At 63.0% G+C, this 25,315-nt stretch carries 23 protein-coding genes and 1 pseudogene; 14 read left to right on the top strand and 10 right to left on the bottom strand.

Going from position 1 to position 25,315, the window contains the following annotated elements; genetic code table 11:
- Positions 1–219 precede the first annotated feature (219 nt).
- The 5 genes from GYH26_RS04575 to GYH26_RS04595 all read right to left on the bottom strand — a co-directional run bounded on the left by GYH26_RS04575 (position 220) and on the right by GYH26_RS04595 (position 8,846).
- Positions 220–4,092, bottom strand: coding sequence for an efflux RND transporter permease subunit (locus GYH26_RS04575; protein WP_161540651.1), 3,873 nt, complete (start codon positions 4,090–4,092; stop codon positions 220–222).
- A gap of 18 nt (positions 4,093–4,110) precedes the next feature.
- The gene (locus tag GYH26_RS04580; RefSeq protein ID WP_242006588.1) at positions 4,111–5,292 is read right to left on the bottom strand and encodes an efflux RND transporter periplasmic adaptor subunit; all 1,182 of its coding nucleotides are present in this window, start codon (positions 5,290–5,292) and stop codon (positions 4,111–4,113) included.
- 32 nt (positions 5,293–5,324) lie between these two features.
- Positions 5,325–6,932: a TolC family protein gene (locus GYH26_RS04585; protein ID WP_161540653.1), complete on the bottom strand. Its 1,608-nt coding sequence runs from the start codon at positions 6,930–6,932 to the stop codon at positions 5,325–5,327.
- A complete protein-coding gene (locus GYH26_RS04590; RefSeq protein ID WP_242006589.1) occupies positions 6,929–7,597 on the bottom strand; it encodes a TetR/AcrR family transcriptional regulator in 669 nt (222 codons plus the stop codon). Before GYH26_RS04590 ends, GYH26_RS04585 begins: the two co-directional genes overlap by 4 nt.
- A 172-nt stretch (positions 7,598–7,769) precedes the next feature.
- Positions 7,770–8,846: a mannose-1-phosphate guanylyltransferase gene (locus GYH26_RS04595; protein ID WP_161540655.1), complete on the bottom strand. Its 1,077-nt coding sequence runs from the start codon at positions 8,844–8,846 to the stop codon at positions 7,770–7,772.
- 147 nt (positions 8,847–8,993) lie between these two features.
- On the opposite strand from GYH26_RS04595, the gene GYH26_RS04600 reads away from it, so the two are divergent.
- Both GYH26_RS04600 and GYH26_RS04605 read left to right on the top strand, forming a co-directional pair.
- Positions 8,994–9,446: a tetratricopeptide repeat protein gene (locus GYH26_RS04600; RefSeq protein WP_161540656.1), complete on the top strand. Its 453-nt coding sequence runs from the start codon at positions 8,994–8,996 to the stop codon at positions 9,444–9,446.
- Positions 9,447–9,666: 220 nt separating this feature from the next.
- Positions 9,667–10,170, top strand: coding sequence for an LA_3696 family protein (locus tag GYH26_RS04605; RefSeq protein ID WP_161540657.1), 504 nt, complete (start codon positions 9,667–9,669; stop codon positions 10,168–10,170).
- 347 nt (positions 10,171–10,517) lie between these two features.
- Here the strand turns inward: GYH26_RS04605 and GYH26_RS04610 are convergent.
- Positions 10,518–11,305, bottom strand: a protein-coding gene (locus GYH26_RS04610) for an IS5 family transposase (RefSeq protein ID WP_197738544.1) whose coding sequence is annotated in 2 segments (ribosomal slippage) — positions 10,518–10,969 and positions 10,969–11,305 — 789 coding nt in all. Because the reading frame shifts where the segments join, the coding sequence is not laid out codon by codon here.
- A gap of 230 nt (positions 11,306–11,535) precedes the next feature.
- Between GYH26_RS04610 and GYH26_RS04615 the strand changes: the two genes are divergently transcribed.
- The 11 genes and pseudogenes from GYH26_RS04615 to GYH26_RS04665 all read left to right on the top strand — a co-directional run.
- Positions 11,536–12,039, top strand: a complete 504-nt coding sequence (locus tag GYH26_RS04615; RefSeq protein ID WP_161540658.1) for an LA_3696 family protein — start codon at positions 11,536–11,538, stop codon at positions 12,037–12,039.
- Between the two features lie 393 nt (positions 12,040–12,432).
- Positions 12,433–12,672: a DUF4258 domain-containing protein gene (locus GYH26_RS04620; protein ID WP_161540659.1), complete on the top strand. Its 240-nt coding sequence runs from the start codon at positions 12,433–12,435 to the stop codon at positions 12,670–12,672.
- Positions 12,669–12,869: a DUF2283 domain-containing protein gene (locus tag GYH26_RS04625; RefSeq protein ID WP_012843395.1), complete on the top strand. Its 201-nt coding sequence runs from the start codon at positions 12,669–12,671 to the stop codon at positions 12,867–12,869. Before GYH26_RS04620 ends, GYH26_RS04625 begins: the two co-directional genes overlap by 4 nt.
- Before the next feature lie 315 nt (positions 12,870–13,184).
- The gene (locus GYH26_RS04630) at positions 13,185–13,709 is read left to right on the top strand and encodes an LA_3696 family protein (protein WP_161540660.1); all 525 of its coding nucleotides are present in this window, start codon (positions 13,185–13,187) and stop codon (positions 13,707–13,709) included.
- 917 nt (positions 13,710–14,626) lie between these two features.
- Positions 14,627–15,877: a GNVR domain-containing protein gene (locus tag GYH26_RS04635; RefSeq protein WP_161540661.1), complete on the top strand. Its 1,251-nt coding sequence runs from the start codon at positions 14,627–14,629 to the stop codon at positions 15,875–15,877.
- 107 nt (positions 15,878–15,984) lie between these two features.
- Positions 15,985–17,331, top strand: a complete 1,347-nt coding sequence (locus GYH26_RS04640) for a nucleotide sugar dehydrogenase (RefSeq protein WP_161540662.1) — start codon at positions 15,985–15,987, stop codon at positions 17,329–17,331.
- Complete coding sequence (locus GYH26_RS04645) at positions 17,328–18,263, top strand: Gfo/Idh/MocA family protein (RefSeq protein WP_161540663.1); 936 nt, start codon at positions 17,328–17,330, stop codon at positions 18,261–18,263. Before GYH26_RS04640 ends, GYH26_RS04645 begins: the two co-directional genes overlap by 4 nt.
- A complete protein-coding gene (locus GYH26_RS04650) occupies positions 18,260–18,829 on the top strand; it encodes an acyltransferase (protein WP_161540664.1) in 570 nt (189 codons plus the stop codon). The genes GYH26_RS04645 and GYH26_RS04650 overlap by 4 nt, the downstream gene beginning before the upstream one ends.
- Before the next feature lie 59 nt (positions 18,830–18,888).
- Complete coding sequence (locus GYH26_RS04655) at positions 18,889–19,935, top strand: DegT/DnrJ/EryC1/StrS family aminotransferase (protein ID WP_197738558.1); 1,047 nt, start codon at positions 18,889–18,891, stop codon at positions 19,933–19,935.
- A complete protein-coding gene (locus GYH26_RS04660; protein ID WP_206751738.1) occupies positions 19,932–21,233 on the top strand; it encodes a lipopolysaccharide biosynthesis protein in 1,302 nt (433 codons plus the stop codon). The genes GYH26_RS04655 and GYH26_RS04660 overlap by 4 nt, the downstream gene beginning before the upstream one ends.
- A pseudogene (locus GYH26_RS04665) lies at positions 21,230–21,646 on the top strand (UDP-N-acetyl glucosamine 2-epimerase); the annotation flags it as partial. The gene GYH26_RS04660 and the pseudogene GYH26_RS04665, both read left to right, overlap by 4 nt.
- A gap of 6 nt (positions 21,647–21,652) precedes the next feature.
- Here GYH26_RS04665 and GYH26_RS04670 read toward each other — a convergent pair.
- A complete protein-coding gene (locus tag GYH26_RS04670) occupies positions 21,653–22,243 on the bottom strand; it encodes a hypothetical protein (RefSeq protein ID WP_206751739.1) in 591 nt (196 codons plus the stop codon).
- A gap of 26 nt (positions 22,244–22,269) precedes the next feature.
- Positions 22,270–22,707: an IS1 family transposase gene (locus GYH26_RS15630; protein ID WP_161540667.1), complete on the bottom strand. Its 438-nt coding sequence runs from the start codon at positions 22,705–22,707 to the stop codon at positions 22,270–22,272.
- Between the two features lie 32 nt (positions 22,708–22,739).
- Here GYH26_RS15630 and GYH26_RS04680 point away from each other — a divergent pair, with 32 nt between their 5' ends.
- Positions 22,740–23,486 (top strand): UDP-N-acetyl glucosamine 2-epimerase, encoded by a 747-nt coding sequence (locus GYH26_RS04680; RefSeq protein WP_262886231.1) that lies wholly within the window; start codon positions 22,740–22,742, stop codon positions 23,484–23,486.
- Here GYH26_RS04680 and GYH26_RS04685 read toward each other — a convergent pair.
- Both GYH26_RS04685 and GYH26_RS04690 read right to left on the bottom strand, forming a co-directional pair.
- Positions 23,426–24,201, bottom strand: a protein-coding gene (locus tag GYH26_RS04685; RefSeq protein WP_197738543.1) for an IS5 family transposase whose coding sequence is annotated in 2 segments (ribosomal slippage) — positions 23,426–23,865 and positions 23,865–24,201 — 777 coding nt in all. Because the reading frame shifts where the segments join, the coding sequence is not laid out codon by codon here. The genes GYH26_RS04680 and GYH26_RS04685 overlap by 61 nt on opposite strands.
- 91 nt (positions 24,202–24,292) lie before the next feature.
- A complete protein-coding gene (locus GYH26_RS04690) occupies positions 24,293–25,291 on the bottom strand; it encodes an IS701 family transposase (RefSeq protein WP_161540668.1) in 999 nt (332 codons plus the stop codon).
- Positions 25,292–25,315: the final 24 nt, after the last annotated feature.

Below are 25,315 nucleotides of genomic sequence, written 5' to 3' on the forward strand. Positions count from 1 at the left end.
GCGCCCCTACAGATCTTTGACGTTTTCCCTATCCCGTAGGGGCGGACCATTGTGTCCGCCCGATCATACCTGCCGGATCACGTCCGCCACACGGGGGGTGGCACCCTCATGCACCGGTAAATCAGTGATCCCTTATTAGACGAATCGAGCCTGGTACCAGAAGAAAAAAGCCTTCGCTGACGTCAGCGAAGGCTTTTTCTTCTGCATCAAAATGGAAGCTCAGCGCCGGGGTACAGCGCTTGGCCGGGTTTCCACGTCGGCCGGCGGGGTGCCCGTTGCGCCGTTGCCTACCTCGGCCGCCACGGGCGCGCGGCCCAGGAAACGCCGCAGGTGGTTGGCGACCGAGTCGAACGAGGAGTAGAGCACGGGCATGATCACCAGCGTCAGGAACGTCCCGAACGTCAGGCCGCTGATGATCGCCGTACCCATCGGCCCCCAGAACTGGGTGTTTTCCGAGCCAAGCTGGAAGTTAGGCTCCCAGTTGACCAGCAGCCCCACAAAGTCGATGTTGATACCGAACGTCAGTGGTACCAGGCCGATCACGGTGGTCAGCGCCGTCAGGATCACGGGGCGCAGACGCGTGGCCCCGGCCTCAATGATCGCGTCGTGCTTGCTGAGCCCGCGCTGCTGAAGCTGCATCGTGTAGTCGATCAGCACGATGTTGTTGTTGACCACGATGCCGGCCAGCGAGATCAGTCCGATGAAGGTCATCAGCCCGAAGGCCGTGCGCGTGAGGATCAGGCCCAGCAGCACGCCGATCAGGCTCAGACCCACGGCAATCATGATCAGGAACGGCCCGCTGACGCGGTTGAACTGGGCGATCATGATCAGAAAGATCAGGGCCGAGCCGATGAGCAGCGCCGTGGTCAGGAAGCTGAACGACTCCTGCTGCTCTTCGTTTTCGCCCGTGTAGGCCAAGTGGTAGCCCGGCGGCAGCGACCGCTCGTAGTCGGCCAGGTACTGGCGCACCTGCTGCAACACGGCCTGGGCATTGTAGCCGGGCGCCACGTCGCCGCTGACAGTGGCGACGCGTTGCAGGTCCAGCCGCGTGATGGCGCCGAGTCCGCCGCCCAGCTCGAAGTCGGCCACGGCCGCCAGCGGGATCTGCTGGCCTTCGTGCAGGATGGTCAGGTTACGCAGGCTTTCGAGCGAGCGGCGGTCGGCTTCTTTCAGGCGGACCGTGATGTCGTACTCGTCCTCGCCCGTGCGGTACTGGCTGGCCTCGATGCCGTTGATGGCCGCCCGCACGGTGGAGGCGATCTGCTGCGTGCTCAGCCCGAAACGTCCGGCCCGCTCCCGGTCGATGCGCACGCGCAGCTCCGGCCGCCCCGTGTTCAGGTTGTCGGTGATGTCCACCAGGCCGGGGATGCGCCCCGTCTCGGCGGCCTCGATCAGCCGCTGCTTGATCTCCTGCGTGATGCGCACGATTTCAGCGAATTCGGGTCCGGTGATTTCAATGTTCACCGGTGGTCCGGTGGGCGGCCCGGGGTTGTCCTGATCGATCTTGATCGTGACGCCGGGAATGCCCTGCAACTGGCGGCGCAGCCGGTCGAGCGTCTCGCGGCTGGAGACGGCCCGGTCTTCGTAATCAACGAGATCCAGCGTGATCGTGGCCACCTCGGGGCGCGACGAGCCGCCGCCGAACATCCGGTCGCCGCCCACCCCTACGTTCACCTGAATGTTTTTGACGTTGGCCCGGTCTTCCGGATGTTCGTTCAGCAGCTGCTCGATGCGGGCCAGGGCCTCGCGGGCGATCCGATCGGTCGTCTCGACGTTCGTGCCCAGCGGGGCCGTCAGCGTGACCTGAATCTGGTTAGGATCGGTTTTCGGGAAGAACTCGACGCCCGTGGGAGCAACGGCAAACATCGCCAGAATCGCGAAGAGCGCGCCGAGCACGCTGTTGAGCAGGCGGGCGCGGTTGTCCGTGAGGATCAGGTAGCGACGGCCCCGGCGGTTCAGCAACGCGCCCAGCAGTCCGACGACGATGATGAGCAGCGGCAGCGTCAGCAGTTCGACGATCGTGGTGAGCGCCACCTCCCGCGGGCTCAGGTACATGAGCCCGGTGATAACGAGTACCACGGCCCCGAAGATCAATCCGCCGCGCACCGTCGCCCAGCCGCCCAGAAAGAGCGTCTCGAGCGTGTGCAGGATGATTCCGATCAGGCCCACTACCGCCAGGATGGTGCCGGGGATCGTCAGCACCATGCCAGCCGGGCCGCCGCCCAGCAGCGCCGAAAGGCCGCCGCCCAGCACCAGCAGCACCACGCCCAGCGTGAAGCTTCCCAGCGTGAACGTGTTGCGCAGCAGTGCGTGCCGCACCGAATAGTCTCGTTCCAGCATCCAGCTCAGGAACGCCCGGTAGCGCCGGATCAGGCCCGGCAGGCCATGGTGGATGAACCAGTTGCCGATCGGGCTGAAAATGTAGCGGTGGAGCAGGTAAATCACCGGAACGGCGACGGCCAGCACCACCAGCGTTTTCCAGTTGGCCAGCCCCAGCACCAGCCCCAGCAGCAGGATCACGGCGGCCGCCAGCACACGCACCCGCCGGGGCGGACGCGGCGCTTTTTCGCCTTCTACCCGCATGAAGTAGCCGGTCAGCACCGGATTGATCACCAGCGCCACGAACAGCGACGAGGTGAGCGTGATGATGAGCGTCAGCGGCAGAAAGCTCATGAACTTGCCGATTGTGCCGGGCCAGAAGAGCATGGGCACGAACGCCGCCACCGTCGTGGCCGTCGAGGCCACCACGGCTCCGCCCACTTCAGCCGTGGCCAGCCGGGCCGCCTCGAATCGACTGTAGCCCTGCTCCCGGAAGCGGTAGATGTTCTCGACAATGACGATGGCATTGTCGACGAGCATGCCCAGCGCGATGATCAGCGAGAAGAGGATGACGAAGTTGAGCGTGTAGCCGAGCGCCTGGAAGACCAGGAACGAGGTGAACATCGACAGCGGAATGGCAATACCTACGAGCGTGGCCGTGCGCACTCCCAGGAAAAAGAGCAGCACCGCCACGACGAAGATCAGCCCGCTGATGATGTTGTTTTCCAGGTCGCGGACGAGCGTACGCACATCCTCGCTCTGGTCGCCCGTGATGACCACCTCGGTGCCGGCCGGGAAGGGGAAACGGTCGAGCACCTGACGGATGGCCTCGGTCGTCTCCAGAATGTTGGCGCCTGAACGTTTGCGGATACTCAGACTCACCACCTGTAGCGGCTCGCCGGACTGATTGTGGACGGGCACCAGGTGGCCGTCTTCCTCTCGCTGCAGCACGCGCAGATAGGCGTAGCTGTCGCGCTCTTTGTAGCCGAAGACCACCTCGGCCACGTCGCGCACGTAGATCGGCTTGCCACCCGGCGCCTTGATCACGATGTTGTTGATTTCTTCCGGCACCTCGAACTCTCCGTCCACACGCACCAGGTAGTTGAGCCGGTCCACGTCGATAGAGCCGCCCGGCAGGTTCGTGTTTTCGCGCTGGATGGCGTTGATGACGTCGTTGAAGGTCAGGTTGTAGGCCTGCAGTGCCGCGCGATCGACGTTCACCTGCACCTCGCGCTCCAGGCCGCCCACGACCGTGGCCTCCAGCACGTCCGGCAGCGCCTCCAGCTCGTCCGAAAGGTCCTCGGCCACCTCCTTCAGGCGCGAGAGCGCATAGGGCGCCGCCAGGTTGATCGTCATGATGGGCAGCTCCGAGAGGTCAATTTCATTGACCATCGGCTCCTCGGCATCTTCCGGGAGCTTGGCCTTGGCAATGTCCACCTTATCCCGCACCTTCTGGAAGGCCTCATCCAGCGAGATCTGGTCGGGCATGAATTCCACCACGATCGTCGAGACACCCTCCGTCGAAGTCGAGCGGATCTCGTCGATCCCGGTAATGCCCTGCAGTTCTTCCTCGATGGGCTTGGTGATCAGCGACTCGATGTCCTCCGGGCTGGCGCCGGGGTACACCGTCGTGATGACGATGTTGGGGATTTCGATGGAGGGAAAGGACTCCTTGGGAATGGTCAGATAACTGACCAGCCCTCCGACGGCCAGCAGAACGGTCAGTACGAGGACCGTGGTGCGCTGGCGTATGGCAAGATCGGTGATTTTCATGGCTCCGAACCGATCGGGTTACGGGGTCTGAAGGGTACGGACGCTGTCGGTGGTGGCATCGGCGGCCAGGGCGGCCACGGTGTAGGTCTGCAGCACGTCGAGGAGGTCGCCGTCGCTCAGGTCGTTCTGGCCGAGCACGACCACCTTTTCGCCGAAGCGAAGGCCCCGGGTGATGACCACCAGCCCTTCCGACGAGGGCCCCAGCGTTACGTAGCGCTGGCGGGCCACCGGCCCCTCGGCCGACGAATCGGCCACGAACACGCTGGTGCCGGTCTCGTCGCGCACGACGGCCGGCAGGGGAACGACGACCACGCTGTCGAGCACCTCTCGGGCCAGCCGCACGCGCACGACCATTTCGGGCTTGAGCTGGCCGTCCGGATTGTCCAGCCGCACTTCGACGGGGAAGGTGCGGTTGGCCGGATCGATCGCGTTGCCGACGAACGTGACGGTGGCCTCGCGTGGCGGCAACCCGTAGGCCTGGAAGCGTAGCTCGACCGGCGTGCCCACACGGATGTCGCGGGCGTAGCGCTCCGGCACGCCGGCCCGGACCTTCACCTCGCGCAGGTTGACCAGGCGCACGACCGGCTGGCCCATGGCGATCTGTTCGCCCACGTCCACAAAGTGCGCTTCGACCGTCCCGGCAAAAGGTGCCCGGATTTCCGTGTGGGCCAGTTGCTTGCGGGCCTGCTCGACGGCCGCTTCGGCCAGCCGGAGCTGGGCCTCGGCCTGGTCGCGCTGTGCGCGAACGTTTTCGAATTCCAGCGCGCTGATGATGGAATCGCGGAAAAGCGGCTCCTGGCGTCGGAAATTGTCCAGGGCCAGTTCGTAGGCGGCGCGGGCGCTGGCCAGTTGCGCTTCGGCCTGTTGGAGTGCCGCGCGCGCCAGCGTTTGATCCAGGCGGGCCAGCAGGGCGCCTGCTTCGACACGGCTACCCAGCGGGGCCAGAAACTCGACGGTGCCGGAGGCCTGCGCCGAAAGCGTCGCGTCGTGCTCGGCCTCGACGGTGCCCGTCACCTCGATCCAGTCCACGAAGCGGGTGGGCCGCAGTTCAAGCAATTCGACGCGCACGCGCCGTTTCGAGGCGGCCAGCGCCGTATCGGAGGCCGGTGCCGACGCATCCGGCGGAGCGCAGCCGCCGAGCAGCACCAGGACGACAAGGCCGGTCAGGGCCGAAAGGCGAATCCATTCGCGTGTATGCATGGCTGTGTGCATGGCTTTCTGGTTGACGGGAACTACCGGGATTCGTTGCGGAGCGTCAGCGTGATCCGGTCTTCCTGACCGGGCGGGGCGATCAGCCCCACGGCCGCCTCGAAGGCGCTCTGGGCCGCCAGGTAGTCGTAGACGGCCTGCAGGTAGTTGAGGCGGCTCTGATCGAGCTGTTGCGAAGCTTCACGTTCCTCCAGCGGACTGGCCACGCCCTCGCGCAATCGGATGCGGGCGTGTTCGTAGTTCAGTTCGGCCCGCTCGACGTTGCGCTCCTGGCTGACCAGCCGCTTGCGGGCGGCTTCCAGATCGCGCATGGCCTGCAGCACTTCCAGCCGCACCTGCTCCAGCTGTTGCAGGTACTGGAGTTCGGCCTGCTTGACGGCGATCTGGCGCTGCTGCACACGGGCCGAAGTCTGAAAGCCGGAGAAGATCGTCCAGGTCAGCCGCAGCCCGACGTTGACCGAAGGATTCCAGTAGTCGCTCGAAAAGAAGTCGTTCGTGCGCTGCGAGAACTTGAACGGATCGTTCGGGTCCGAAAGCACGATCGTCCGGTAATCCGGCACGTTGCCGATGTAACTGAAGCTGGCAAAAGCGCTCAGGCGCGGATAGCGGGCGGCTTTTGCCAGCTCCCGATCCACCTCACGCAGCTTGATCTGCAGCCGGAGTTGCTCCAGATCCGGACGGCGCTCCAGCGCCAGCGCCACGGCATCGTCCAGCGCGACCTGCTGGTAGCGGCCGGGGTCGGTTACGGTCAGCGTGCCCCGGAGCTGCACCGGCTGCTCGATGGGAATGCCCAGCAACAGCTTGAGCTGATCGAGCGCCTGGGCGGCCTGGTTCTGGGCCTGGATGAGCTGAGTCTCCAGGTTGGCCAGCTCCACCTCGGCGCTCAGCCGCTGAAACTGCGGGGCCACGCCCTGGGCCACCCGCCGGATCGTCTCCTGGAGCGTCTCGCGCGTGCGCTCCACGCTCTGCGCCATCACGCGCGCCTGCTCCTGGGCCAGCAATGCACCGTAGAAGGCCCGCCGCACCTGATCAATCAGCAGCTGCTCCTGGCGGGTGACGCCGCGGCGGTTGATTTCTTTCAGAATCTCGGCCCCTTTGATGGCCGCGAAGGCCGTTTTACTGAAGAGCGTCTGCTCGATAGTGAGGCCCGCCGTGAAGCGGTTGTCCACAGCGAAGGGGTTGTCGCCCGTGCGCAACCGGATACCGGCCTCCTGAAGCCCCTGCTGCTGGCGCTCGACAAACTCGCCGAACGAGATGGGCTCGGTCTCCGGATCGTCGTCGGTGCGGGCCCGCTCGTTGTAGGCCAGCCAGTCCACAAAGCCCAGCGAGTTGAACAGGCTCCCGGCGCTGGAGCCGGCGAAGGGGTTGGGGCTTTTCAGGTTGCGGGTGTAATCGGCGCTCAGGTTCACCTGCGGTAGCACCTGACCCCAGGCCTCGCGCACCTGAGCGCTGGCGTTTTCCACGTCGAGCCGGGCGCGCTGCAGGGCCCGGTTCTGTACCAGCGCAATCTGAATGGCCTCTTCCAGCGTCAACACCACGGGCTGCTCGGACGGCTCCGGCTTCAGAAGGGGCTGGGCGCCGACGCCGGGTGCCAGCAGCAACAGCAGCCCGATGATTTTCCAGCGACTCATGATTTTTCCGTCGTTTGCGTTCGGTTCAACAGGCCCTCCAGCAGCAGCGTCGAGAGAAAGCGCGTGGCTTCTTCCGGAGTACCGATGTACTGTTTCGGTGCCCCGGTGGTGCATTCCTTCAGCAGGCGGTGCATGGCCAGCCCGTGCAGGTTGCCCAGGATCGTGTGAGCCACAGCTTCGGCCGGCAGCGGCCGCACTTCGCCCCGCTCGATGGCTTCCTGAACATGGCGAGTTAGCAGCTGCAGATATGTTTCGTAGTGCTTCTGGAAAAAGGCGGCCCGCTCCGGATCGGGGCTGACCAGCATGCGCTGCGACTCGCGCGTGACGAGCAGCAGCATGTCCCGGTGCTGCTCGAAGAATTCGAAGCTGGCCCGCAGGAAGGTCTCGAATCCCTCTCGGAACGAGGTAGCCCCGGCAAAAGACTGCTCGATCAGCTGGCGAAACTGCGCAAAGATCTCCTCGAAGACGGTGAAGAACAGCTCGTCCTTGCCGCCGGGGAAGTAATTGTAGAGCGTCCCTTTGCCAAATTCGGCCCGCTGGGCGATTTCGTCCAGCGTGGCATCGACGTAGCCCTTTTCCGCGAAGACGGCCCGCGCCGCTTCGAGCATGGCCCGCCGGCGCATCAGCCGCTCGCGCTCCTTACGGGAAAGTGCAGGGGATTCCATGAATGCTTCGTCAAAAATTGACTGATCGGTCATTTGTTGACGCGAGAGTCTACGTTGTGCGATCCGTAAAGATGCGAGTTCGGTGTTAAGTGTGCATGAAGAAATGGGCGGGCAAACAAAAACGGCGTGAGCGGCAGGGCTCACGCCGTTGAAGAGCGGCGTGGAGCTTTTCTCAGAGGTATTGCTCCAGGTTGTGGGCCTGGAGGTATTCGACGACGTTCTTCACCTGCTGGGTGCTGTCGAGGTTGCAGATGAGCAGCGCGTCGTCGGTGTCGATGACGGCCGTATCGTGAATCCCGATGAGCACCACCAGGCGCTTTTCCGTATCGACGTAGTTGCGGCTGGCGTCGCGCACGATGACCTGGCCCTTCAGCGCGTTGCCCAGTTGATCTTTGGGACTCAGGTCGTAGACGGCGCGCCAGTCGCCCACGTCGCTCCACTCGAAGTTGCCGGGGACGACCCAGGCGTTCCTGGAGCGCTCCATGACGCCGTAGTCGATGGAGATGCTGGGACAGACCTGGTAAGTCTGCTCGACCAGCCGGGGTTCGTCGGGCGTTCCGATGGCCTGGCGCAGCGGCTCAAACGCTTCGTAAAGGTCGGGCAGGTAACGCTGCACCTCGTTCAGGATCGAGTCGGCGCGCCAGATGAACATGCCGCTGTTCCAGAGAAAGTCGCCCGAGTCCAGAAAGCGTTCGGCCGTGGCCAGGTCCGGTTTTTCGGCGAAAGTGCGCACCCGGTAAGGCCGCAGTTCCTCGAACAGGTGCTCGGCCGAGCCCTCGAACTGGATGTACCCGTAGCCGGTGGCCGGGTAGGTGGGCTTGATGCCGATCGTCACCAGCGCGCCGGGCTCCCGGGCTTTTTCGATGGCCACGCGCAGCGTCTCATGGAAAGCCCGGACGTTTCGGATCACGTGGTCGGCCGGTAGCACGATCATGAGCGCATCGGGGTCCTGCGCCAGCAGTTTGATCGCCGCATAGGTGATGCAGGGCGCCGTATTGCGGCCGATGGGCTCGGCCAGGATGTTTTCGGGGGGGAGTGCAGGTAGTTGCTCGCGGGTTTTTTCCACGTAGCGCTGATGGGTGACGATGTAGCAGCGCTCGATCGGAACCAGTCCCTGCAGGCGGGCCACCGTGTTCTGGAGCAGGGTGGCCTCGCCGAAGACCTTTAGGAATTGCTTGGGGTGGTCGATACGACTTTTGGGCCAGAAACGGCTTCCGATACCACCCGCCATGATCACCGCATACAGCATAGGTCACATTCCGGTTTGGTGAAACGAAAGGATCGCGTGCACAGACAAACGTTGCGCGAACGAGTCGTGCAGGATGCAGGTTGCGACGCTCCCGTAAAAAATACGACGCGGCCTTCATTCCGTACAGCATGAACATCGAAGAAAGCAATGGGACAACGTGCCGTCTGGTTTGCCCGCAATGAACAGGCCGAGGCGCTGGAGCGGGCCGGGCGTAAGGCTGAAGCACTGGCGCTTTACGAGGCCAACGCTCGTGAGGGATGCGATCTCAGCTTCACCTACGAGCGGCTGGGTGTGCTCTACGAGGAGCAGGGGAAGCTGGAACAGGCGCTGGAGGCGTTCGAGACGGCTCGCCGGATCGAACAGAAGCGGGGTCCCAGCAAGCGGCTGGTCCGGCTGGTCCGACGCGTCGAAGCGTTGCAGCGGCGGCTGCAGGACCGGGCGCATGAGAAAAGCACGCGTCCGTTGTTTTCGGAGGCGAGCTACAGTAGCAGCGGACGGCCGCAGCGGGCAGCGGCCGGTACGCAGCGACGTAAGGGCTGTCTGGGCATGTGGCTGCTGGGAGCGATCGGCCTGGGCGGACTGCTGGGATGGCTTATTTGAACGATTTGTGTACGTGCGCGGCCTCCCATGATATTCCGGAGATTTACTACAAACAGGCTTTGCTCGTAGTCCGGCACGGAGCGCAGCGGCGTGCCGTTTCGGGTCACGCCCTTCAGGCTCCTGGAAGGGAGAGCAGTGCCGTGGGATGGGCGCTGGCCCGGGAACCTGTCGCACGCCTCCCGGAGTTTGCCTTTTCGCCCGGAGCCATACTTTTCCGCTCATGGCGATTCTGACGGTCCCGAAAGTTTTGCGTGAAAAACTCGGTGACGAGGGCGTCGAGGCGCTGATCGCTTTGCTCAACGAAGCGGCCCATCACGAACGCAACAATCTGCTGGGCATTCTGGAAGAACGTTTTGAGCGGCGCGTAACCGAGGAAGGCAAGCGATTGGACAATCGCATCGCAGAGGAGGTTGCCAAACTGGACCGCCGGATCACGGAGGAGGTTGCCAGACTGGATCACCGGATCTCGGAGGAGGTTGCCAGACTGGACCGCCGGATCACGGAGGAGGTTGCCAGACTGGACCGCCGGATTACGGAGGAGGTAAAGCGGCTGGAGGTGTTGCTTGCCGAGACGGAGAAGCGACTGGATCACCGGATCACAGAGGAGGTGTCGCGGTTGGAGGTAGCGCTCAGCGAGCGGTATGCGAGTCTGGTGCGGTGGATGTTCATTTTCTGGGCGGGGCAGATCGGGGTGCTCGTGGCGCTGTTCGCGCTGCTGCGATGAAGCGGAGAATTCGTTCAGACATGCGTATATGGGATTGCCGATTTACTGGTGCATGAGGGGGCCACATCCCATGTGCCCGTGCTTTCAGCCCAGAATAAGCGGCGCCAACCCCCAAAGCCCCGAACGACGGCGCCCCCACCCAGCAGGCGCACCCTCCCCCTGGCCTCCTCCCTGGCAGGGAGGGGGAAGCACATGAGGAAAGACGGCGACGCTGAAACGCGCCCAGGCAACCGTTGCTACTGCCAGCTGTAGCCCACAGATCCTGCTCCCCCTTGCAGGGGGAGCTGTCGCGAAGCGACTGAGGGGGTCAAGGGATGCCGTGCACATGCACCATGATTCTCGGAAAATCATAGTAGAAGCCATCCGAAAAAGGTTCTCAAGAAGATCATGAGGCACCCGAGCAATACAAAACCCAGGTAGTTTTCCGCGTAGCGCTCATGACGCATCACAATCCGGCGAAAATGCCCCAACCACGCAAACAACCGCTCTACTTTCCAACGGCGTCGATAGCGACGAAGCTTACGCCCATCCTGCGTCTTTTTCCGCTTCCGATTCCGCCGATGCGGGGCAATCATCTCTATACCCTGTTGCGCCAATGCCTTATCCAGCGGATCACTGTCATATGCCCGATCTCCAATCAAACGTACTGGCCTGGCCTCGGTAAAACGAGCCGCCAGAGTGGCTTCGACCAACCGGGTCTCATGTGGCGAAGCACTGGCCACCAGCACCGCCAGCGGCATCCCATTGGCATCGGCTATCGCCATGAGTTTGCTTCCTTTACCTCGCTTTGTCTTGCCCACACACGTCCCCCCTTTTTAGCAGCGACAAAGCAGGCATCGATAAAGCACTCCGAAAGCTTGAGCTTGCCCTGTTGGTGGAGTTCTTCGGCCAACACCTGCAAAATGCGTTGGAGGGTGCCGTTTCGGTTCCATGCTTGGAAGCGATCGTGGCAGGTGGACCTGGGCGGAAAGTGGGCGGGGAGCTTGGCCCAGGGAGCGCCGGTCTGGAGTATCCAGAGGATCGCTTCGAGGATCTCGCGGTCGGCGCGTCGGGGACGGCCGCGTCGATCAGGGCGTTTAGGAGGGGAGACGATCAGGGGCTCGATGCGTGCCCATTGTGCGTCGGTGAGTTTCATGAGGCCGCTCCGATTATCGTGGCGATTACAGAGTATCCCTATTTTCCGGATAAGTTCTACAAACAGGCTCTGCTCGTAGTCCGGCACGGAGCGCAGCGGCGTGCCGTTTCGGGTCACGCCCTTCAGGCCCCTGGAAGGGAGAGCAGTGCCGTGGGATGGGCGCTGGCCCGGGAACCTGTCGCACGCCTCCCGGAGTTTGCCTTTTCGCCCGGAGCCATCCTTTTCCGCTCATGGCGATTCTGACGGTCCCGAAAGTTTTGCGTGAAAAACTCGGCGACGAGGGCGTCGAGGCGCTGATCGCTTTGCTCAACGAAGCGGCCCATCACGAACGCAACAATCTGCTGGGCATTCTGGAAGAACGTTTTGAGCGGCGCGTAACCGAGGAAGGCAAGCGATTGGACAATCGCATCGCAGAGGAGGTTGCCAAACTGGACCGCCGGATCACGGAGGAGGTTGCCAGACTGGACCACCGGATCACGGAGGAGGTTGCCAAACTGGACCGCCGGATCACGGAGGAGGTTGCCAGACTGGACCGCCGGATTACGGAGGAGGTAAAGCGGCTGGAGGTGTTGCTTGCCGAGACGGAGAAGCGACTGGATCACCGGATCACAGAGGAGGTGTCGCGGTTGGAGGTAGCGCTCAGCGAGCGGTATGCGAGTCTGGTGCGGTGGATGTTCATTTTCTGGGCGGGGCAGATCGGGGTGCTCGTGGCGCTGTTCGCGCTGCTGCGATGAAGCGGAGAATTCGTTCAGACATGCGTATATGGGATTGCCGATTTACTGGTGCATGAGGGGGCCACATCCCATGTGCCCGTGCTTTCAGCCCAGAATAAGCGGCGCCAACCCCCAAAGCCCCGAACGACGGCGCCCCCACCCAGCAGGCGCACCCTCCCCCTGGCCTCCTCCCTGGCAGGGAGGGGGAAGCACATGAGGAAAGACGGCGACGCTGAAACGCGCCCAGGCAACCGTTGCTACTGCCAGCTGTAGCCCACAGATCCTGCTCCCCCTTGCAGGGGGAGCTGTCGCGAAGCGACTGAGGGGGTCAAGGGATGCCGTGCACATGCACCATGATTCTCGGAAAATCATAGTAGTCAGAAACGAAGCGAAGCGCCGTCTCGGGGAGCGTCCATGTCCGCCTACGAATGCTCCGAACACGCCCGCGAGATGCTGCGGGAACGGAATATCCTGGAAGCATGGGTGAAACGGGTACTGGAGGAGCCTGAAATAACCGAGTGGACGTTACACTACCTTCGGGCGATTGAAGAGTTTGACGGAAGGTATCTGCGGGTCGTAGTCAATCCGGAGGCAGTGCCACAACGTATCGTGACCGTCTTTTTTGATCGCAGGCTAAAGCGGAAGGAACGATGAGACTGAAAGTGGACACGAAGAACGACGCCCTCTACCTGCGCCTCGATGAGTCGGCGGTGGTGGAATCGGAGGAGGTGCGGCCGGGGATTATTCTGGATTACAACGCGGAGGATCAGGTGGTGGGCATCGAGATTCTGGGAATTCGGAAGCGGATCCCGGAACAGATGCTGAAGCGTCTGGAGTTCGAAACGCTCTGAGCAGAAACAGGGGAGCAGCGGGGCATCATCGGCCGTCGCGTGCTGCCCCTGGGTGATGAAGGGTGTCGAGAAGTCGTCCGAAAAATCGTGTCGAAAAGGTTCGCGCTTGCGACCTGCATAGCGTTTCGCTGAGTTTTATAGCCTGTCGTTTGCAGCACGAACAATGCGCTTGTAGTCCGGCACGGAGCGCAGCGGCGTGCCGTCCCGAGTAACGCCCTTCAGGCTCAGCGGTGCTGCGGGATGGGCGCTGGCCCGGGAACCTATCGCACGCCTCCCGGAGTTTGCCTTTTCGCCCGGAGCCATCCTTTTCCGCTCATGGCGATTCTGACGGTCCCGAAAGTTTTGCGCGAAAAGCTCGGCGACGAGGGCGTCGAGGCGCTGATCGCTTTGCTCAACGAAGCGGCCCATCACGAACGCAACAATCTGCTGGGCATTCTGGAAGAACGTTTTGAGCGGCGCGTAACCGAGGAAGGCAAGCGATTGGACAATCGCATCGCAGAGGAGATTGCCAGACTGGACCGCCGGATCACGGAGGAGGTTGCCAGACTGGACCACCGGATCACGGAGGAGGTAAAGCGGCTGGAGGTGTTGCTTGCCGAGACGGAGAAGCGACTGGATCACCGGATCACGGAGGAGGTAAAGCGGCTGGAGGTGTTGCTTGCCGAAACGGAAAAGCGACTGGATCACCGGATCACGGAGGAAGTTGCCAAACTGGACCGTCGGATCGCAGAGGTGCAGGTAGCGCTCAGTGAACGGTATGCGAGTCTGGTGCGGTGGATGTTCATTTTCTGGGCGGGGCAGATCGGGGTGATCGTGGCGCTGTTCGCGCTGCTGCGGTGAAGCGGGACTTCGTTCAGACGCGTGCAACTGCGTATAGGGGATTGCCGATTTACCGGTGCATGAGGAGGCCGCAGCCCTACTACGACTACGAGACCTTTCATCATAGGATTGCCGATTTACCGGTGCATGAGGAGGCCACACCCCGTGTGGCGGACGTGATCCGGCGGGTATGACAGGGCGGACATGCAGGACAGGGAAAACGTCAGGGATCTGGTAGGGGCGCACCGTCGTGTGCGCCCGTGCTTCCAGCCCGAAATGAGCGGCGCCAACCACCAACGGCAGCTGCCCGAACGTCGGCGCCAGAGACCGGCAGGGCCACCCTCCTTTTGACCCCTGGCAGGGAAGGGGAAGCACCCGAGAGAAAGCCTCGACGCTGAGACGCGCACGGGCGCCTGCCGCCACCGCCGGCCGTGGCCCGTAAACACCGCTCCCCCTTGCAGGGGGAGCTGTCGCGAAGCGACTGAGGGGGCATGGGAGGCCGTGCACAGGCCCCATGATATTCCGGAGATTTACTACCAACAGGCTCCGCTTGTAGTCCGGCACGAAGCGCAGCGGCGTGCCGTTTCGGGTGACGCCACTCCGGCTGGCGCCTTCGTGGCTTACTACAAACAGGTCTGTTCGTAGTCCGGCACGAAGCGCAGCGGCGTGCCGTTTGGGGGAACGCCACTCGGCTTCGCCTTCGTGGCGCACGGCAAACCCGTGCCACTTGGCACAAAGGGCCGGGAGCGCGGCGGGGCGATTCGGAAAGAATGCCCGTCCGGTCCGGCAGCATTTGCCGCGGGTGCGTGGGATTCCGGTGAAATGAACCGCGGGACTTTCCTTCTCGGTCGTGATGTTATAACTTTCAGCCCGTCGGGTCCGATCTTTGTTTACGGACCCGCACCGGATCGAGCAGGCGTCCCCGACCACGCAGACGCATGTCCGACGCATCGCAGCAGGAACGACAGCCTTCCGCCACCCCGCCGGCTCCGCCGCCGGGGTGGTCGTACTACGGCCCGCCGGAGGACGACGAGATCTCGTTGCTGGATCTGGGCGTGGTGATCGCCCGCCAGCGGCGCGTGATCGTCGTGAGCGTGCTGGTGGCGCTCGTGCTGGGAGTGGTCGTAGCGCTGTTGTCGCCGAAGTCCTACGTGGCCGAGGCGAAGCTGGCGCCCAGCAGCACGGGCTCCACGGGCGGGGCGCTTTCGGCGCTGCGGTCGTTCGGACTGTCGCTGGGCGAGGGCGAGATCGTCAGTCCGAGCGTCTATCCCGACATCGTGGGGAGCCCGGATTTTCTGCTGGCGCTGGCGCGCGACACGTTCTACATCGCCGAAGAAGGCCGGCCCATGACGCTGGTCGAGTACTACGGCCGGCGGAGCTGGCTGTCGTATCTGAATCCGCTTGGCTGGCTGCGAAGCCTGCTCGGCGGTGGCGAAGAGGCGCCGGTGCGGGACCTCTACTCGGGTGCGCTGATTCTCCCGACGGAAGAGGAATACACGGCGATCCGGGCGCTTCGTGAGGTGCTCAGTGCTTCGGAGAAGGCGGGTGGCGGGTTGTTGAAGGAAGGGCCCGGAATGATCACGGTGCGGGCCGAGACGGAGGACCCGTATCTTTCGGCGGCGATCGTGGAGCGGGCCATCCGGCACCTGCAGGCGGCGATCAACCGGATCAAGACCGAGAAGGCGCGGCAGGACCTGGAGTTTCTGGAGCGGAAGTTCGCGCAGGTGGAGGCCGAGCTGCGGCAGGCCGAGAACGAGCTGGCGCGATTTCTGGATGCGAACCGCAATCCGCAGACGGCCCAGCTCCGGGCCGAGATGGAGCGGCTGCAGCGGCAGGTGAGCTTCAAGGAGCAGCTCTACCGCGAGATCCAGTTGCAGAAGACGCAGGCCGAGATCCAGGTGCAGAAGGAGGCGCCGGTGCTGAGCATCGTGCAGCCGCCCGTGCCTCCTGACCAGCCTTCGGGCACGAGCCGCAAGCTGATCGTGCTGTTGTTTCTGTTTCTGGGGGTGTTCGTGGGGCTGGGGCTGGCTTTCGTGAACCACTGGCTTTCGCGTCCGCCCTCGGACGACGAAGAGCGCCGGAAGGTCGAAGAAGTCCGTGCGCTTTTCCGTCCTGCCACCTGGTGGGGCGAGGTAAAGGCGCTGGTGAACGGACGGAGTCGCACGGAGGAAAGGGAACGTCCCCGGTGAGCGAGCGGGATGATGCGGCTGAACCGCGGCGAGTCGGCGTGGGCATTAACAGTTTGCAGGCATTGAGATTGAGCAGGGAAGAATCTATCATTTGATCAAGAGGGCACATGGAAGTAAAGGCAACTGTTTCGGTTCAAACCGATCACGCAGTTAAAAAAGAATTGCTGGAGCGGATTCGGACGAAGGAGGCGGTGGTGGGCGTGGTGGGGCTGGGCTACGTGGGCTTGCCCTTTGCCGTGGAGAAGGCCAAGGTGGGCTACCGCCTCATCGGCATCGAGCAGAATCCCCGCCGGGCCGAGAAGATTAGCCGCGGAGAGAACTACATCCGGGACGTGCGCGACGAGGAGCTGCGGCGACTGGTGGCCGAAGGTCGGATCGTGGCCGAGACCGACTTCGGGCGTGTGCCGGAGATGGATGTGGTGGTCATCTGCGTGCCCACGCCGCTGACGAAGAACCTGACCCCGGACCTGCAGTATGTCGAGCGCGTCACGTACGAGATCGGGCGGCGGTTGCGCCCGGGCCAGCTCGTCAGTCTGGAGTCGACGACCTATCCGGGCACGACCGAGGAAGTGATGCTTCCGATTCTGGAGGGCGAGAGCGGGTTGAAGGTCGAGCGGGACTTTTTCCTGGCGCACTCGCCTGAGCGGGTCGATCCGGGCAACCAGCGTTACACGACGAAGAACACCTCGAAGGTGGTGGGCGGCGTGGGGCCGGAGAGCCTGGAAGTGGCCGTAGCCTTCTACAGCCAGACGATCGAGCACGTGGTGCCGGTCTCGAGCGCGAAGGCGGCCGAGCTGGTGAAGGTTTTCGAGAACACGTTTCGGGCGGTGAACATTGCGCTGGTCAACGAGCTGGCGCTGTTGTGCGACCGGATGGGGTTGAACGTGTGGGAGGTGCTGGAGGCGGCCTTTACGAAGCCGTTCGGGATCATGCCGTTCTGGCCGGGACCGGGCGTGGGCGGGCACTGCATTCCGGTCGATCCGCACTATCTGGAGTGGAAGGCCAAGGAGCTGAACTTCAACACGCATTTCATTGCGCTGGCGGGGGAGATCAACCGGAAGATGCCGGAGTTTGTGCGGGAGAAGGCCTACCGGGTGTTGAACCGGCTGGGGGTGGCGCCTTCGCGGGCGCGGGTGCTGCTGCTGGGGGTGGCCTACAAGCGGGACCTGGAGGACTGGCGCGAAAGTCCGGCGCTGGAGGTGCTGCGTCTGCTGGAGGCCGACGGGGTGACGGTGCGCTACCACGATCCGTACGTGCCGGAAGTTCAGGTGGCGGGTCGGAGCTACCGGAGCGTGCCGCTGACGCACGAGGAGGTGGCGGCGGCGGACCTGGTGATCATCACGACGGACCACAGCACGATCGACTACCGGTGGGTGGTCGAGCAGGCGCGTGCGGTGCTGGACACGCGCTACGCGACGCGCGGCATTGAAAGCGAAAAGATTGTGCTGCTATGAAGCGATTTGCGCTCACGGGCGCGGCGGGCTACATTGCGCCGCGTCATCTGAAGGCGATTCAGGAGGTGGGGGGCGAGCTGGTGGCGGCGCTGGACGTGGTGGACGCGGTGGGGGTGCTGGACCGGTACTTTCCGGAGGCGGCGTTTTTCCTGCACCCGGAGCTTTTTGAGGCGCACCTGGAGGATCTGCGGGATCGGGGCGAGGGGGTCGATTACGTGTCGATCTGCGTGCCGAACTTTTTGCACGGGGCGCACATTCGGCTGGCGTTTCGGGTGGGGGCCGATGCTTTGTGCGAGAAGCCGCTGGTTCTGGAGCCGTCGGAGCTGGATCGGCTGGCGGAGCTGGAGGCCAGGTCGGGGCGCAGGGTATGGACGGTGCTGCAGCTTCGGGTGCATCCGGCGCTGGCGGCACTTCGGGAGCGGCTGCTGGGCGAGGGCGCGGTCAGGGACGTGGAGCTGACCTACATCACGGGTCGGGGGCCGTGGTATCTCAGGAGCTGGAAGGCGCGTGAGGAGCTCAGCGGCGGGGTGGCGATGAACATCGGGGTGCACTTTTTTGATCTGTTGCACTGGTTGTTCGGGGGTCTGGAGCGGGCGGAGTTGCACGTGCGGACGGCGACGACGATGGCGGGGTATCTGGAGCTGGAGCGGGCGCGGGTGCGATGGTTTCTGTCGATCGATGCGCGCTATGTGCCGGAGGCGTTGCGGGCGCAGGGGCAGCGGACGTATCGGTCGATCCGGATCGACGGGGAGGAGGTGGAGTTTTCGGGCGGGTTTACGGAGTTGCACACGGAGGTGTATCGTCGGACGCTTGGGGGCGCGGGGTTCGGGCTTGCGGAGGCGCGTGCGGCGATCGAGACGGTGGATCGGTTGCGTCGGCTGGAGGTGGTGCGGGCCGTTGATGGTCAGCGACACAGCCTGGTGGCGGCATGAGCTGGTGGAAGCACGAGACGGCCGTCGTGGATGAGGGGGCCCGGATCGGGGAGGGCACCCGGATCTGGCATTTCAGTCACGTGATGGGCGGAGCGGAGGTCGGGGCGCACTGCACGCTGGGGCAGAACGTGTTCGTGGCGCGGGGGGTGAAGGTGGGGGACCATTGCAAGATTCAGAACAATGTGTCGCTCTACGAGGGGGTGGAGCTGGAGGACTACGTGTTCTGCGGGCCGAGCATGGTGTTTACGAACGTGCGGACGCCGCGGGCGGCGTTTCCGCGGAAGGGGTCGTATGTGCGGACGCTGGTGCGGCATGGGGCGTCGATCGGGGCGAACGCGACGATTGTGTGCGGGGTGACGATCGGGCGGTGGGCGCTGGTGGCGGCGGGTGCGGTGGTGACGAAGGATGTGCCGGACTACGGGCTGGTGGCGGGGGTGCCGGCGCGTCTGGTGGGATGGGTGTGCGAGTGCGGGATCCCGCTCTGTTTCGAGGGGCGGGAGGCCACCTGTCGGGAGTGCGGCCGCCAATACGTGCAGGAAGAAAAACGCGTTCAGAAAGTGTCGTGAACGGGCAGATTCCGATTCTGGATCTTACGTCGGAGGTTGCGGAACTCTGGGACGACCTCATGGCCGCCATTGGGCGGGTTCTCCGCTCGGGTCAGTTTATCCTGGGCCCGGAGGTGGAGGCCTTTGAGCGGGAGGTGGCGGCCTATCTGGGTGTCAAGCACGCTATCGGAGTGAATTCCGGTACCGATGCTCTGGTGATTGCCCTGAGGGCTCTGGGCGTGGGCCCCGGGGACGAGGTCATCACCACCCCCTTCACCTTTTTCGCCACTGCCGAGGCCATCAGCATGGTGGGGGCCACCCCGGTTTTCGTGGACATTGACCCAAGCACTTTCAACATCAATCCCGAACTGATAGAGCCCGCCCTTTCCTCGCGCACCAGGGCCATCCTGCCCGTGCATCTCTATGGCCAGGCGGCCGACATGGACCCCATTCTGGAGATCGCCCGGAAGCACGGGCTCAAGGTTCTGGAAGACGTGGCCCAGGCTTTCGGCGGCGAGTACAAGGGCCGCAAGCTCGGTACCCTGGGAGATGCCGGTGCCTTTTCCTTCTTTCCCTCCAAGAATCTGGGGGCCTACGGGGATGGCGGCCTCATCGCCACCAACGATGACCAGGTGGCCGAGCTCGCCCGCATGCTCCGGGCCCATGGCGCCAGGAAGAAGTATTACAACGAGATGCCGGGCTACAACTCACGGCTTGATGCGTTGCAGGCGGCCATCCTGCGGGTGAAGCTCCCTCATGTGGATGCCTGGAACGAAGCCCGCAGGCGGGTGGCCCGGACCTACAACGAACTTCTGAAAGACGTGCCCGGGGTCGTGATTCCCTGCGAGGCCCCCTACGCGAAGCACGTCTACCACCAGTACACGGTGCGTATTCCGGAGGGAAGGCGGGACGAGGTGCAGCGAAGGCTTGCCGAGATGGGCATAGGCACCATGGTCTACTATCCCGTGCCCCTCCACCGGCTTCCTGTTTATGGCTATCCCGAAGGTACCTTCCCGGAAGCCGAGCGGGCGGCCCGGGAGGTGCTTTCGCTGCCGATGTGGCCTGGCATGAAGTCGGACACCCAACAGAAAATCTGGGAGGCAATTCTATATGCCATAAATTCATGAATGCTATTCGCCGTGTGAGTCAAAGCAGTTTCTTTCGAGGCGTGATAGCCATTGCAGGGGGGACCGCCTTGGCTCAGGCGGTGGGCGTCCTTCTCTCCCCTCTGCTCACCCGTCTGTACACTCCGGAGGCCGTGGGGCTCTGGGGGCTTTTTATGAGCTTTCTGGGAGTGACTTCGGTAGCCGCTACCCTCCGCTACGAGGTGGCCATCGTAGCCGCCTCGAGCGAGGAAGAGGCCCTGGCGCTCACCCGGAGCAGCCTGGTTCTGGGCCTGGGGGTGGGCCTTTTAGGGGCGCTGGCTCTCGAAGGCCTGCGGCGGGGCCACCTCCTGGGCTACGGGGCCTTACCCGCCTGGGCCTCCTTCCTGGCCTTCCCGGCCCTAGTGGCCTTTGCCTGGGGGACGGCTCTCCGCTACTACGGTGTGCGCCGGGGAGCTTTCGGTCGGGTAGGGCGATTCACCGTGACGCAGGGCGTGGCCCGGCCCCTGGCCCAACTCCTCTTGGCCTTCCTAGGCGGGGCGGGTCTTCTTCTGGGTGAGGTCCTGGGCCGCTTCTTGGGCCTTATCGCCCTTTGGCGGCTTCTTCCTAGGACCTCGGGGCCTTGGTTTTCCCCCGGAGTGCTTGCCCGGTACAGGACCTACCCGCTGGTTCAGCTGCCCTCCGGCTTTCTAAACATGCTGGCCCTCATGGCTCCGGTGCCGGTCTTCACCGCCCTCTACGGTCCAGCCGTGGGAGGAGGCTTGGCCCTGGCCCAAAGGGTGGTGGGCCTGCCGGTTTCCCTGATAGGGGCCGCCGTGGCCGACGTGTTCTACGGGCGGGCGGCGGAACTTGCCCGGGAAAGGCCGCAGGCTTTGCGGGGCTTTCTTCTCGCCACCGCCTTCCGGCTTTTCTTGCTCGCCCTGCCCTTTGGTCTTGCCCTGTGGTTTCTTGCCCCCCGCTTTGCTCCTTGGGTCTTCGGGAGCGCCTGGGAGGAGGCGGGACGGATGATGGCGGCCATGGCGCCGTGGATGGTGGCACAGATGACCGTGAGCTCGGTGAGTCGGGCGGTTTTTTTATCAAAGAAGGCTTGGGTGAAGTTTGTGTATGACTTAGCCGCCCTGGCCGTTTTTGGCGCCCCCTTCTACCTGCACGGTCAAGGGCAAGCCGTTTGGGTCTTGGGGTTGATCTCTTGGCTTAATGTGGCTCTTTATGTTTTTTACCTGCTAGTCCTGATCTGGATTACTGGCCCAAAGGAATTGTGGGGTTACCGGAGCTCTGGTGCTTTTCTAAACTCGGAAGTCCTCACTGAGGAGGTGCAATGAAGGTAGTGAGCATCGTAGGTGCCCGGCCCCAGTTCATCAAAGCGGCGGCCGTCTCCCGGGTGCTCCGGGCTGAGCCCGGGGTGCAGGAGGTGCTGGTCCATACCGGCCAACACTACGACGACAACATGAGTCGGGTGTTCTTTGAGGAGCTGGAGATTCCCGAGCCCGACTACCACCTGGGCATCGGGGGCGGCACCCACGGCCAGAACACGGGCCGGATGTTGGAGGCCATCGAGAGGGTGCTTCTCAAGGAACAGCCAGACTGGGTGCTGGTTTACGGCGACACCGACAGCACCCTGGCCGGGGCCCTGGCGGCGGTGAAGCTCCACATTCCTGTGGCCCATGTGGAGGCTGGTCTGCGCTCCTTCAACCGCCGCATGCCGGAAGAAATAAACCGGGTGCTCACGGACCACGGGTAGTCACTCCTTTTTGTATTGATAATGTTTGAAGGTCAGGAATTCTTCCCAACTCCAAACATGCTCAGCCAGGCCAATCGCCATAGCTGGCGTGCGGGGTCGATAGCGCCGCCCGCCCGGCAAGCCTCCAACGCGCTCTCGCAACGCCCGATGCGGACGCATCCAATTGTGCTCGAACAAACAGAGCCGCACCAGCGCATCCCAAGTCGTCGGCTGCTTCGCAAAAGCATGGGTTTTGCGCGTCAAGGCGTTGAGCCGATCTCGCAACACCCCGTTGAGGCGTTCCACGTGCACACAGTAGGGACAGGCGACCGGCTCCCCCACGACCGGGCGCACTTCCACCCCAACGACGCGCCCACCCACCCGTTGCTTGACCGCTTGCGTCAAGCGCACATCCTGCCGCAGCACCAGGGGCGGACGCCCCCGCTTGCCGCTCCGTTGCGGGTCACGATACACCCGCCGGACGGCCTTTTCGTAGGCCTTCCGGCCATCACTGACCCAACACACACCGGCCTGCCCCCGAGTGCGCTCACGGCTCAGACGGACCACTTCCGGCGCCAGTGCATCCTCGGTCGGCCCAAAGGCCCAGGCCACCACAAAGCGGCTGGCCCGCTCCTGGCTTATGCATCCCCAGCGCGGGCCCACCCCGTCCGGCGTGCCTGTCCTGCTTCTAAGCGCGCCCCGCTTTTTTTAACAAATGACCAGAAGGCGTCCACTTCCAGCTGGCTCAGTTGGAGCTCGCGCACCAGGGCCTGGGTGATGGCCTCCGCATGGTCGGCCGCCCGCCGCAGCCAGCGGCCGATCGTCTCGTACTTGTGGCCGGTGATCTCCTCGGCGGCGCTCAAACTCCCCCGCCGCATGACGAGGAGCAGGGCACGGGCCACTTCGGCCGGTGGGGTGCGCAGGCGGTACAAGGGCGTGCCGAAGGTGGGCCCGAAGGAACGCCCGCAGCCGCGACACACCCAGCGCTGGCGCCCGTCTTTGCGGCCGTTACGCACCGTGTGCTTGTGGCCACAATGGGGACAGGGGGGATTGTTCGGGGATGGTCTTCTCGCCATAGTTCACCTCCTGCCCCATTATAATCAACACCATAAAGAGTGACAACCCGGACCACGCATCGGACATTCTTTTTGCTCCCACCGAAACCGCGGTGAAGAATCTACGATGTGAGGGCATTGCAGAAGACAAAATTTACCTGGTAGGAGATGTAATGTACGATGCCGCGCTCTACTACGGGGCGAAGGCTGAGGTAAAAAGCCAGCTCCTGAAGCAGCTTGGCCTTCCGCCCAGAGGCTATATCTTGGCCACTGTCCACCGGGCGGAGAATACCGATGATCCCGGGCGCCTGCGGGCTATCCTCGAGGCTCTGGCCGAGGTGCATCAGGAGGTCCCCGTGGTCTTCCCTGTGCACCCCAGAACCCGCAAGCGGACGGAGGCCTTTGGACTTGAAGGTTACTTGAAGAAGGTACTGGCCCTTGAGCCCGTGGGCTATCTGGACATGGTCATGCTGGAGAAGAACGCATGTCTTATCGCCACCGATTCTGGAGGGGTGCAGAAGGAAGCCTACTTCTACAGGGTGCCCTGTGTCACTCTGCGAGAGGAAACAGAGTGGTTGGAACTCCTAGAGTCTGGCTGGAATCGCTTGGCATCTCCCAGGAGTAAAGAGGCAATGATGGATGCCATGATTGGCTGTATCGGTGTGCAGGGGAACGAAGTTCAGTTATTTGGTTCTGGCCAAGCAGCTCAGGATATTGTAACAGTCATTTTAATTAGAAGTCATCCGAAAAAGGTTCTCAAGAAGATCATGAGGCACCCGAGCAATACAAAACCCAGGTAGTTTTCCGCGTAGCGCTCATGACGCATCACAATCCGGCGAAAATGCCCCAACCACGCAAACAACCGCTCTACTTTCCAACGGCGTCGATAGCGACGAAGCTTACGCCCATCCTGCGTCTTTTTCCGCTTCCGATTCCGCCGATGCGGGGCAATCATCTCTATACCCTGTTGCGCCAATGCCTTATCCAGCGGATCACTGTCATATGCCCGATCTCCAATCAAACGTACTGGCCTGGCCTCGGTAAAACGAGCCGCCAGAGTGGCTTCGACCAACCGGGTCTCATGTGGCGAAGCACTGGCCACCAGCACCGCCAGCGGCATCCCATTGGCATCGGCTATCGCCATGAGTTTGCTTCCTTTACCTCGCTTTGTCTTGCCCACACACGTCCCCCCTTTTTAGCAGCGACAAAGCAGGCATCGATAAAGCACTCCGAAAGCTTGAGCTTGCCCTGTTGGTGGAGTTCTTCGGCCAACACCTGCAAAATGCGTTGGAGGGTGCCGTTTCGGTTCCATGCTTGGAAGCGATCGTGGCAGGTGGACCTGGGCGGAAAGTGGGCGGGGAGCTTGGCCCAGGGAGCGCCGGTCTGGAGTATCCAGAGGATCGCTTCGAGGATCTCGCGGTCGGCGCGTCGGGGACGGCCGCGTCGATCAGGGCGTTTAGGAGGGGAGACGATCAGGGGCTCGATGCGTGCCCATTGTGCGTCGGTGAGTTTCATGAGGCCGCTCCGATTATCGTGGCGATTACAGAGTATCCCTATTTTCCGGATAAGTTCTAGAAAGTGATTGCTTGGCTTTGCTAATTAGGAGTTACGCAGTTGAATGAAGGATCAGGGAGGGAGAGGCCAAGTAATGACGGATAGCCTCCCGAAGGATGGCCTGTTTGGCCTCAAACCAGCTGATACCACGCTGCAAACGGGCCACTTCCAAGCGCAAAAAGGCTCGAATGGCCAAACCAATGTGGTTGCGCTGGGCTTCAGCCACACGAAATTGCCCCCGTTCGATCCCTGTGAACTGCTTCAGACCCTGATGATACACCTCGATTTGCCAGGCATGCCGGCCATACGCGGCGGTTTCTTCCAGGGTCATATCCAGGCGGCTGGTGGCCCGGTATTCCTCGCGACCGTCTGGGGTCACCGTCTTGAACACCTTCACCCAGCCGTACCCTTTCAGATGCATCACACAACCTTCAGCAGGGATCGGCCAACTCGATACCGGACGATTCCGGCGCTCGCCCTCTACCGAAACCAACCGGTTGGCTTTCAAACGCGTGAACCATTCCCATCCCAGCTGGCGCACATACTTCAAGTTGGCCAGACTGGCATACCAACTGTCAAAGACAACCAACCGGGGCTGAAAGCCACGCGCATGGGCCGTTTGCAGCAGGGCTCGAAAGTGGTCATTCTTGGTCAGGCCGTCTTCTGCCCGGTTGTAAAGGCGAAAATCGCAAGGCAGGCGTGCTTGACCTTCGGTCCACAACAGCGAGATCAGGTTGATGCCCTGGACCACCCGCTTGTGCTTGCCCGACCAATGGCGTGTCACCCATGCCATCTTCCGAGCATGGGGCTTGTCCAGCGTGGTATCGTCCACCACCAACACCCCACGGTCTGGCCGGACAAAGGGGGCCACCTCCTGCCACAGGGCTTCCGTATCGGGCGGAATCCGCTTCAGCAGACGCGTATAGGCATCATGCGCCGGGGCGTTGAGCTCCCCTGCCCGAATCCGAGCCGCTTCGGTGGTGGTGAAGACCCGTTGGGCCGCAACCAAGAAATGAATGTAATCTAACTCATCCACTTTCGACGCGTTCACGGTTGGCCTCCCAGACTAAAGCGT

Source organism: Rhodothermus marinus (genome assembly GCF_009936275.1).
In the GTDB taxonomy this organism is placed as follows: domain Bacteria; phylum Bacteroidota; class Rhodothermia; order Rhodothermales; family Rhodothermaceae; genus Rhodothermus; species Rhodothermus marinus_A.

What these genes read in the sequence shown, in the direction of transcription:
- GYH26_RS04580 (WP_242006588.1), bottom strand. Translation starts at nt 5,292, where the DNA reads ATGCATACACGCGAATGGATTCGCCTTTCGGCCCTGACCGGCCTTGTC.
- GYH26_RS04615 (WP_161540658.1), top strand. Translation starts at nt 11,536, where the DNA reads ATGGCGATTCTGACGGTCCCGAAAGTTTTGCGTGAAAAACTCGGCGAC.
- GYH26_RS04660 (WP_206751738.1), top strand. Translation starts at nt 19,932, where the DNA reads ATGAATGCTATTCGCCGTGTGAGTCAAAGCAGTTTCTTTCGAGGCGTG.
- GYH26_RS04645 (WP_161540663.1), top strand. Translation starts at nt 17,328, where the DNA reads ATGAAGCGATTTGCGCTCACGGGCGCGGCGGGCTACATTGCGCCGCGT.
- GYH26_RS04585 (WP_161540653.1), bottom strand. Translation starts at nt 6,932, where the DNA reads ATGAGTCGCTGGAAAATCATCGGGCTGCTGTTGCTGCTGGCACCCGGC.
- GYH26_RS04630 (WP_161540660.1), top strand. Translation starts at nt 13,185, where the DNA reads ATGGCGATTCTGACGGTCCCGAAAGTTTTGCGCGAAAAGCTCGGCGAC.
- GYH26_RS04635 (WP_161540661.1), top strand. Translation starts at nt 14,627, where the DNA reads ATGTCCGACGCATCGCAGCAGGAACGACAGCCTTCCGCCACCCCGCCG.
- GYH26_RS04625 (WP_012843395.1), top strand. Translation starts at nt 12,669, where the DNA reads ATGAGACTGAAAGTGGACACGAAGAACGACGCCCTCTACCTGCGCCTC.
- GYH26_RS04655 (WP_197738558.1), top strand. Translation starts at nt 18,889, where the DNA reads ATGGCCGCCATTGGGCGGGTTCTCCGCTCGGGTCAGTTTATCCTGGGC.
- GYH26_RS04650 (WP_161540664.1), top strand. Translation starts at nt 18,260, where the DNA reads ATGAGCTGGTGGAAGCACGAGACGGCCGTCGTGGATGAGGGGGCCCGG.
- GYH26_RS04590 (WP_242006589.1), bottom strand. Translation starts at nt 7,597, where the DNA reads ATGGAATCCCCTGCACTTTCCCGTAAGGAGCGCGAGCGGCTGATGCGC.
- GYH26_RS04575 (WP_161540651.1), bottom strand. Translation starts at nt 4,092, where the DNA reads ATGAAAATCACCGATCTTGCCATACGCCAGCGCACCACGGTCCTCGTA.
- GYH26_RS04595 (WP_161540655.1), bottom strand. Translation starts at nt 8,846, where the DNA reads ATGCTGTATGCGGTGATCATGGCGGGTGGTATCGGAAGCCGTTTCTGG.
- GYH26_RS04640 (WP_161540662.1), top strand. Translation starts at nt 15,985, where the DNA reads ATGGAAGTAAAGGCAACTGTTTCGGTTCAAACCGATCACGCAGTTAAA.
- GYH26_RS15630 (WP_161540667.1), bottom strand. Translation starts at nt 22,707, where the DNA reads ATGGCGAGAAGACCATCCCCGAACAATCCCCCCTGTCCCCATTGTGGC.
- GYH26_RS04600 (WP_161540656.1), top strand. Translation starts at nt 8,994, where the DNA reads ATGGGACAACGTGCCGTCTGGTTTGCCCGCAATGAACAGGCCGAGGCG.
- GYH26_RS04620 (WP_161540659.1), top strand. Translation starts at nt 12,433, where the DNA reads ATGTCCGCCTACGAATGCTCCGAACACGCCCGCGAGATGCTGCGGGAA.
- GYH26_RS04605 (WP_161540657.1), top strand. Translation starts at nt 9,667, where the DNA reads ATGGCGATTCTGACGGTCCCGAAAGTTTTGCGTGAAAAACTCGGTGAC.